7 protein-coding genes and 1 other RNA gene are annotated in these 8405 nt (G+C 72.2%); 7 read left to right on the top strand and 1 reads right to left on the bottom strand.

Going from position 1 to position 8405, the window contains the following annotated elements; all coding sequences use genetic code 11:
- Window positions 1-3556 (bottom strand): hydantoinase B/oxoprolinase family protein (locus tag HMPREF0731_RS10295; protein ID WP_007004045.1); only part of this gene is annotated, 3556 nt, incomplete at its 3' end.
- 67 nt (window positions 3557-3623) lie between these two features.
- Here HMPREF0731_RS10295 and HMPREF0731_RS10290 point away from each other — a divergent pair.
- The 7 genes from HMPREF0731_RS10290 to ftsL form a co-directional block, all read left to right on the top strand.
- Window positions 3624-4136, top strand: coding sequence for a winged helix DNA-binding protein (locus HMPREF0731_RS10290; protein WP_007004044.1), 513 nt, complete (start codon window positions 3624-3626; stop codon window positions 4134-4136).
- Between the two features lie 113 nt (window positions 4137-4249).
- Window positions 4250-5008, top strand: a complete 759-nt coding sequence (locus HMPREF0731_RS10285) for a TerB family tellurite resistance protein (protein WP_007004043.1) — start codon at window positions 4250-4252, stop codon at window positions 5006-5008.
- Window positions 5005-5781, top strand: coding sequence for an N-acetylmuramoyl-L-alanine amidase (locus HMPREF0731_RS10280; protein WP_007004042.1), 777 nt, complete (start codon window positions 5005-5007; stop codon window positions 5779-5781). The genes HMPREF0731_RS10285 and HMPREF0731_RS10280 overlap by 4 nt, the downstream gene beginning before the upstream one ends.
- Before the next feature lie 153 nt (window positions 5782-5934).
- An RNA gene (gene rnpB, locus HMPREF0731_RS23140) (RNase P RNA component class A) lies at window positions 5935-6348 on the top strand.
- A gap of 285 nt (window positions 6349-6633) precedes the next feature.
- A complete protein-coding gene (mraZ, locus tag HMPREF0731_RS10275; RefSeq protein WP_007004041.1) occupies window positions 6634-7110 on the top strand; it encodes a division/cell wall cluster transcriptional repressor MraZ in 477 nt (158 codons plus the stop codon).
- On the top strand, window positions 7107-8042 hold the full coding sequence (gene rsmH / locus HMPREF0731_RS10270; protein WP_007004040.1) for a 16S rRNA (cytosine(1402)-N(4))-methyltransferase RsmH: 936 nt from the start codon (window positions 7107-7109) through the stop codon (window positions 8040-8042). Before mraZ ends, rsmH begins: the two co-directional genes overlap by 4 nt.
- Window positions 8042-8405 (top strand): cell division protein FtsL (gene ftsL / locus HMPREF0731_RS25290; protein ID WP_007004039.1); only part of this gene is annotated, 364 nt, incomplete at its 3' end. The genes rsmH and ftsL, both read left to right, overlap by 1 nt.

The following is an 8405-nucleotide window of genomic DNA, read 5'->3' as shown; positions in this document are numbered from 1 at the left end:
CCGCCGCCAGCTCGGCCCGGTCGCGCCCGCCCATGGGCTGGATGCTGCCATCCCGCCGCTCCACCCATTGCCGGCCCGGCGCGCCATCGGCGCCGCCCATCAGCCCGTGCGGCGGCACCTCGCGCCGGGAGGCGACGATGATGGCCTGCATCGGCCGCAGGAAGCGGATGCGCCGTCGCGCCCCGTCGCCACCGCGCCATTGCCCGGCCCCGCCGGAGCCGCGGCGGATCGAGAATTCCTCAAGGCGGACGGGGTAGCGCAGCTCCAGGATCTCCGGGTCGGTCATGCGGGTGTTGGTCATGTGCGTCTGCACCGCGGAGGCGCCGTTGAAGCCGGGCCCGGCGCCGACGCCGCCGCAGACCGTCTCGTAATACTGGTACTGGTCGTCGCCGAACAGCAGGTTGTTCATCGTGGCCTGGGCGCCGGCGCAGGCGCCGAGGGCCGCGAGCAGCGCATTGGCGGTGGCCTGCGACACCTCGGTGTTGCCCGCCACCACCGCCGCGCCGGGGCGCGGCGACAGGAAGGAACCCTCCGGCACGATGATGTCGAGCGGTACGAGGCAGCCATCGTTCAGGGGAATATCCTCCCCCACCAGGCAGCGGAAGCAGTAGAGCACCACGGCGCGGGTGACGGCGGGCGGCGCGTTGAAATTGCCCGGGCGCTGCGGCGCCGTGCCGGTGAAGTCGATGCTGGCGCGGCGGGCGGCGCGGTCCACCCGCACGGCGACGTGGAGCGGCGCGCCATCATCCATGGTGTAGTGGAATGCGCCATCGGCCAGGCGGTCCAGCACCTGGCGCACCGCCTCCTCCGCATTGTCCATGACATGGCCCATATAGGCCCGGACGGTGGCCAGGCCGAACTGGGCGATGGCGCGGCGCAGCTCCTGCACGCCGGTCTCGTTGGCGGCGATCTGCGCCTTGATGTCGGCGACATTCACATCCGGCGAGCGCGCCGGGTATGTCGCGCCCGAGAGCAGGGCGCGGAACGCCGCCTCGCGGAACTCGCCGCCATCCACGAGCAGAAAGTCGTCGATGACGACGCCTTCCTCCTCCAGCGTCCTCGATTCGGGGGGCGTGGAGCCGGGCGTCAGCCCGCCGATATCGGCGTGGTGCCCGCGGCTGCCGACGAAGAACAGGATTTCTTTCTGCTGCTCATCGAAGACGGGGGTGATGACGGTGACGTCGGGCAGATGCGTGCCGCCATTGTAGGGGTTGTTCAGCGCCACCACATCGCCCGGCTTCAGCGTCGCGCCGCGGCTGTCGATGACGGTGCGCACGCTCTGCCCCATGGCGCCGAGATGCACCGGCACATGCGGCGCATTGGCCACCAGCCGGCCTTGCGCATCAAAGATGGCGCAGGAGAAGTCCAGCCGCTCCTTGATGTTCACACTGAGAGAGGTGTTTTGCAGGACGGTGCCGGTCTGCTCGGCGATGCTCATGAACAGGTTGTTGAACAGCTCCAGCAGCACCGGGTCGGGCCGCGCGGCCTGGCCCTGCTCCACCACCGCCTGCGGGCGCGGCGCGGTGCGGCGCAGGATCATGTGGTTCAGCGCCGTCACCTCGGCGGTCCAGCCGGGCTCGACCACCGTGGTCGCGGTGCGCTCGCGGATCAGCGCGGGGCCGGCGATGCGGTCGCCGGCGCGCAGCGCGTCGCGGTCCAGCACCGGCGCCTCCCGCGCGGCACCGCCGGTGAACAGCGCCACCTGGTCCACGGCCTGCGGCGCGCTGCCATCCTCGCGCGGGGCGAGGCCGGGCTCGCGCACCGCCTCGCCGGGGGCGATCACCTCGACCACGCAGGCCTCGACCAGCACCGGGCGCTCGGGCGTGGCGAAGCCGAAGCGGCGGCGATGCGCCTCGGTGAAGGCCGCCAGCACGTCGTCATGCGCACCGAAGGGCACGGGCAGGAAGCTGTCGGTGCCGGCATAGCGCAGATGCAGGCGCGGCTCGGCGCGCAAGGCGGCGGGGTCGGCGCCCTGGGCCTGCAGCGCGGCGCGGCCCTCGGCCTCCAGCGTAGCGATGCGCTGGGCCAGGCCCTCCATGGCGTCGGGGGAGAGCTTCGCCTCGATGGCGGCCTCCTGGATCACGCTCTGGTCGGCCAGCCCCATGCCATAGGCGGAGAGCACGCCGGCGAAGGGGTGGATGAACACCGTCTCCATGCCGAGCTCATCGGCCACCAGGCAGGCATGCTGGCCGCCGGCGCCGCCGAAGCATTGCAGCGCGTGGCTGGACGGGTCGTGCCCCTTCTGGATCGAGACCTGCTTGATCGCCTGCGCCATGTTGGCGACGGCAATGCGCAGGAAACCCTCGGCCACGGCGCGCGGGTCCTGCGGGGGCTGGCCGGTGGCCGCGGCGATCTCCTGGGCGAGGGCCGCGAATTTCTCCAGCACCACTTCGGCATCCAGCGGCTCGTCGCCATTGGGTCCGAAGATGGGCGGGAAATGCGCCGGCTGGATCTTGCCCACCATGACATTGGCATCCGTCACGGTGAGCGGCCCGCCACGGCGGTAGCAGGCCGGGCCGGGCACGGCGCCGGCGCTTTCCGGGCCGACGCGGAAGCGGGCGCCGTCGAAGGACAGGATCGAGCCGCCGCCCGCCGCCACCGTGTTGATCGCCATCATCGGCGCGCGCATGCGCACGCCGGCCACCACCGTCTCGAAGGCGCGCTCGAAGGCGCCGGCATAGAGCGCGACATCGGTGGAGGTGCCGCCCATGTCGAAGCCGATGATCTTTTCCAGATCGGCCATGGCGGCGGTGCGGGCGGCGCCGACGATGCCCCCCGCCGGGCCGGACAGGATGGCGTCCTTGCCCTGGAACTTCTCTGCGAGTGTCAGCCCGCCGGAGGATTGCATGAAATACAGCGGCACGCCGGGCAGCTGCTCGGCCACCTGCCGCACATAGCGGCGCAGGATCGGCGAGAGATAGGCGTCCACCACCGTGGTGTCGCCGCGCGGCACGATGCGCGGCAGCGGGCTGGCCTCGTGGCTGAGGCTGACCTGGCTGTAGCCGATCTCCCGCGCCAGGTTGCCGAGCCGCTGCTCATGCTCCGGCGCCAGCCAGGCATGCATCAGCACGATGGCGACGGCCCGGAAGCCCTCCTCGAAGCCCTTCCGCAATTCGGCGCGGGCGGTGGCCTCGTCGAGGGGCTCGATCTCCGCCCCGTCGGCGGCGATGCGGCCGCCGATCTCGACGGCGCGCTCATGCAGCAGCTCGGGCAGGCGGATATCGAGGTCGAAGAGCCGCGGCCGCGCCTGGTTGCCGATGCGCAGGGCGTCGGCGAAGCCGCGATTGACCAGCAGCAGCACCCGCTCGCCCTTGCGCTCCAGCAGCGCATTGGTGGCGACGGTGGTGCCCATCTTCACCGCCTCGATGGTGCCGGGGGGGATCGGCGCGCCCTCCTCCAGGCCGAGGCAGGCGCGGATGCCGGCGACGGCGGCGTCGCGGTAGCGGCCCGGATTCTCCGAGAGCAGCTTGTGGGTGGAGAAGCGCCCCTCCGGGTCGCGCGCCACGATGTCGGTGAAGGTGCCGCCACGGTCGATCCAGAACTGCCAGCCCGCCATCTGCCCTGTTCCTTCTGCTGTCGCCGCCGACGTTGACGATTTACCGATAAATCGTCAACGTTCCCGCATGAGCACGCCGCCGCATCCGATCGTCTCCGCCGCGCATCTGGCGCAGGGCGCCGCCCCGGCGCTGTCGGAGGTGGAGTATGGGCTGAACATCCTGGGCGCGGCCTATCACCGCTGGATGGTGCGCTGCGCCACGGCGGCCGGCCAGCCCGGCCTCTCGGCGCTGGAGGTGGTGGTGGTGAACACCATCCGCCACCGCGACCGGCCGAAGCGCCAGGCGGAGATCGCCCTCGCGCTCGCCATCGACGACGCGCATCTGCTGACCTACGCCCTGCGCAAGCTGGAGCGGCTGGGGCTGGTGGCCTCCACCCGCCAGGGCAAGGAGAAGGTGGTGAGCGTGACCGAATCCGGCCAGGAATTCTGCGCCCGCTACACCGCCATCCGCGAGGCGGCGCTGGCGGGGCCGGTGGCCAGCCATGGCCCGGACCCGGCCCGGCTGTCCGAACTGGCGGCGCTGCTGCGCAGCCTGTCCGGCCATTACGAACAGGCGGCGCGGGCGGCGGCGACCTTCTGAAGCCGGCGAAAAGCCCCGTCCGGAGGACGGCAAAAGCTGCGTGGCGCGGACATAGGCCGGAAAGCGGCCGCGTGATATCCTGCCTCGGTTGGACCAGCGAGACAGGGCCGCGATTGAGCATCTGGGGCAAGATACTGGGCGGCGTGACCGGCTTCGCCATGGGCGGGCCGTTCGGCGCGGTGGTCGGCGCGGCCCTTGGCCATGCCGCGGATGAGGGCAACACCAAGACCCCCGAGCTGGATTCCCGGCCGGAGGCGCTGGCGCGCATCACCAACCGGGACCAGCTCTTCTCGATCGGCGTCATCGTGCTCTCGGCCAAGCTGGCCAAGAGCGACGGGCCGGTGAAGCGGGAGGAGATCGACGCCTTCAAGCGCGCCTTCCGCATCCCGGCCGAGAACCAGCGCGAGGTCGGGCTGCTGTTCGACAAGGCGCGCGAGGATGCCGGCGGCTACGAGCCCTTCGCCACCCGCATGGGCGAGGCCTTCGCCGACAACAAGCCGATGCTGGAGGAGGTGCTCTCCGCCCTGCACCACATCGCCCGCTCCGACGGGCCGATGACGCGGGGCGAGGCGATCTTCCTGGCCCGCGTCCGCCAGGGCTTCGGCCTGGACGATGTCAGCGCCGAGCGCGCCAGCAGCGGCCGCACCCCGCTCGGCCAGCCCGACCTGCCCGACCCCTATGAGGTGCTGGGCGTGGCGCGCGGCGCCAGCGACGAGGAGGTGCGCCAGGCCTGGCGCCGCCTGATGCGCGAATACCACCCCGACCTGATGGCCTCGCGCGGCGTGCCGGAGCCGCTGATCCGCCGCGCCTCGGAGAAGGTGGCCGAGATCAACGCCGCCTGGGACCGCATCAAGCGGGAGCGCGGGCTGTGAGCGGCCAGGCGGCCGGCTGGCCCCAGGGCATCCCGGAACCGCCGGAGGACCGGCTCGGCCTCAGCGAGCGGCCCAGCCCGAACCACGATGCCCGCCCCGAGGGCGTGCCGATCGACATGCTGGTGCTGCACTATACCGGCATGCAGAGCGCCCAGGCGGCGCTGGACCGGCTCTGCGACCCCGCGCCCCCGGCGCCGCTGCCCCCCGTCTCCTGCCACTATGTGGTGGAGGAGGACGGGCGGATCTGGCGGCTGGTGCCGGAGGCGCGGCGCGCCTGGCATGCCGGGCAGTCCTACTGGCGCGGCCATACGCTGCTGAATGCCCGCAGCATCGGCATCGAGATCGTCAATCCCGGCCATGAATGGGGCTACCGCCCCTTCCCCGCCCTGCAGATGGCGGCGGTGGCGGAGCTGTGCCTCGACATCCTGGCGCGCCACCCGATCCCGCCGCGCAATGTGGTGGGACACAGCGACATCGCCCCCGACCGCAAGCAGGACCCGGGCGAGCTGTTCGACTGGGAAGGTCTGGCGGCGCTCGGCATCGGCCTGTGGCCCGGCGAGGCCCGCGGCGAAAGCCTGGCGCTGCCGGCCGGCGCCGCCCAGCGCGCCGCCGAGTTGCTGGGCCGAATCGGCTATCCGCTGGACCCGGCCCGGCCGGCGCTGGCGATCGCCGCCTTCCAGCGCCACTGGCGGCAGGAAGCGGTCACCGGCCAGCCCGATGCCGGCACGCTGGCCCGGCTGGCGGCGGTGGCGGCGCTGGCCGAGGCCGGCTGAGCCTCCACCGGGACGCGGAACCGGTCCCGGCATGGGATGGCGCCCCACCGCGGCCGGGCGCCTGGGAATTCATGGGCCGGCCACCGCGAATCCACAAAAAACCGCGCCCCCGCCATTGACCCGGCCGGGCCGGCGGCGCAGATCGGCGCCGCGTCAGACGGCCGGGCGGCCGCTGGTCCTGGGCTGGTTCCAGGGCTGGAGGAAAGTCCGGGCTCCACGGGAATACGGTGCTGGTCAACGGCCAGCGGGGGCGACCCCAGGGAAAGTGCCACAGAAATCAGACCGCCAGCCCGGCTCGCCGCGCTGGTAAGGGTGAAACGGTGCGGTAAGAGCGCACCGCGCCCCTGGCAACAGGGGCGGCACGGTAAACCCCACCGGGAGCAAGGCCGAATAGGGGTGGCCGGCGGGAGTTCCGCGAGGGACTCGGCCGCGGGGACGTTCCCGTCCCGCCACCCGGGTTGGCCGCGAGAGGCATGCCGCGAGGCATGTCCCAGAGGAATGGTCGCCTCATTCCGCCGGCATGGCCGGTGGGATGGACAGAACCCGGCTTACAGGCCGTCTGACGCACTTCCTTTTCCAAGCCTGAAGAGAAATCGGATGATACCGGGATGGCATTCCGCTTCCTAAAATCCTGATTCTTCTGCTTTTGACATAAGGGCGAGCATGGGTTTTGCCCTTGCCGCCCAACTTCAACCCATGATATCCCACGTCATCCCATGAACGATCCATTGCTCGGGGGGGTGATGGATCCGTGACGGGGATGGTCGGGTGAGCCGGCGGGGTCGGGGGGCCCCGCCGGCCGCTTTCCCGGTCAGCGACTGTGATCACCGCCAGGGGGACAGGGCGGCATCGATGACCCGGTTCATGGGCACCCATACCAATCGGCTGGACCGCAAGGGGCGGGTGTCCGTCCCTGCGCCCTTCCGCGCGGAACTGGCCCGGCTGGGGACCGAGGAGATCGTCCTGCGCCCCTCCCACCGCATGGCCTGCGTCGAGGCCTGGCCGATGAACGCCTTCGAGGCGATGGCCGGCGGCATCGACCAGTTCGACGTCTTCTCCGATGCCCAGGACGACATGGCCGCCGCCCTTTTCGCCGATGCCTGGCCGATGCGCCCCGATGCCGAGGGCCGCATCCTGCTGCCGGAGGAGCTGATCGCCCATGCCGGCCTCGGTGAGACCATTGCCTTCGTGGGCCTGGGCCGCATCTTCCAGCTCTGGGAACCCGCCGCGGCGAAGCGCCGCACCGAGGAGGCGCGCAACCGCGCCCGCGAGCGCGCCCTGACCCTGCCCGGCGCCCGCCCGGCGGCGCCGGCGGGGGGCGAGGCATGAGCGGCCATCTTCCCGTGATGCTGGCCGAGGTGCTGGACAACCTCGCCCCGCGCGCGGGCGGCGCCTATGTCGACGGCACCTTCGGCGGCGGCGGCTATGCCCGCGCCATCCTCGGCCGCGCGGCCTGCACCCTCCACGCCTTCGACCGCGACCCGGACGCCATCGCCCGCGGCCAGGCGCTGCTGGCCGAATCGGCCGGCCGGCTGACGCTGATCGAGCGCCGCTTCGGCGAGATGCGCGAGGCGCTGGCCGAGCGCGGCGTCACCACGGTGGACGGTGTGGTGCTGGATCTCGGCGTCTCCTCCTTCCAGCTCGACCAGGCCGAGCGCGGCTTCTCCTTCCGCTTCGACGGTCCGCTCGACATGCGCATGGAGAAGGCCGGCCCCTCGGCCGCCGATCTGGTGAACACCCTGCCCGAGGCCGAGCTGGCCGACATCCTGTGGCAGCTCGGCGAGGAGCGGCATTCCCGCCGCATCGCCCGCACCCTGGTCGCCGCCCGCCGCGAGGCGCCGATCGAGACCACGGGCCGGCTGCGCAGCCTGATCCATGCGGTGATGCCGCGCGACCCCTCGGGCATCGACAGCGCCACCCGCTCCTTCCAGGCGCTGCGGCTGAAGGTGAATGACGAGCTGGGCGAGGTGGAGCGCGGGCTGGAGGCGGCGGCGTCGCTGCTGGCGCCCGGCGGGCGGCTGGTGGTGGTGGCCTTCCACTCGCTCGAGGACCGCATCGTCAAGCGCTTCATGCAGCAGGCGGCCGGGCGTGGCCCCGGCGCCTCGCGCCACGACCCTTCCGCCCTGCTCGGCGGCGGCCAGAAGCCGCGCTTCCGGCTGGTCGCCAACAACGCCCTGCGCCCGGGGGCGGCCGAGCTCGCGGCCAATCCCCGCGCGCGTTCCGCCCGCCTGCGGACTCTTGAGAAACTGGAGACGGCCTGATGTTCCGCCCTCTGACCGTGGTCGCCATTGCCGCCTTCAGCCTGGTGGGCTGGCACGTCTACCGCGCGGAGGATGCGGCGACGCAGCTGGACCGCGAGCTGCGCGACCTGAACCGGCGGATCGAGCAGGCGCGCGAGCGCAGCCAGGTGCTGCGCGCCGAATGGGCCCTGCTGAACGAGCCGGAGCGGCTGCGCCAAGTGGCGCAGACGCATCTGCCGCTCGACACCATGACGCCGGCGCAATTCGTCCGGCTGGCCGATCTGGAGCGGCGCCTGCCGCAGGCGGTGGCCTTCGCCGGGCCGGTCAGCCTGTTCGGCTCCGCCCCCACCGCGCTGGCCGCGGCCAAGCCAGGCGCCGCGCCCG

The sequence above is a fragment of the Pseudoroseomonas cervicalis ATCC 49957 genome, assembly GCF_000164635.1.
GTDB classification, from domain to species: Bacteria; Pseudomonadota; Alphaproteobacteria; order Acetobacterales; family Acetobacteraceae; genus Pseudoroseomonas; species Pseudoroseomonas cervicalis.
This window is presented reverse-complemented; position numbering and strand designations above follow the sequence as displayed.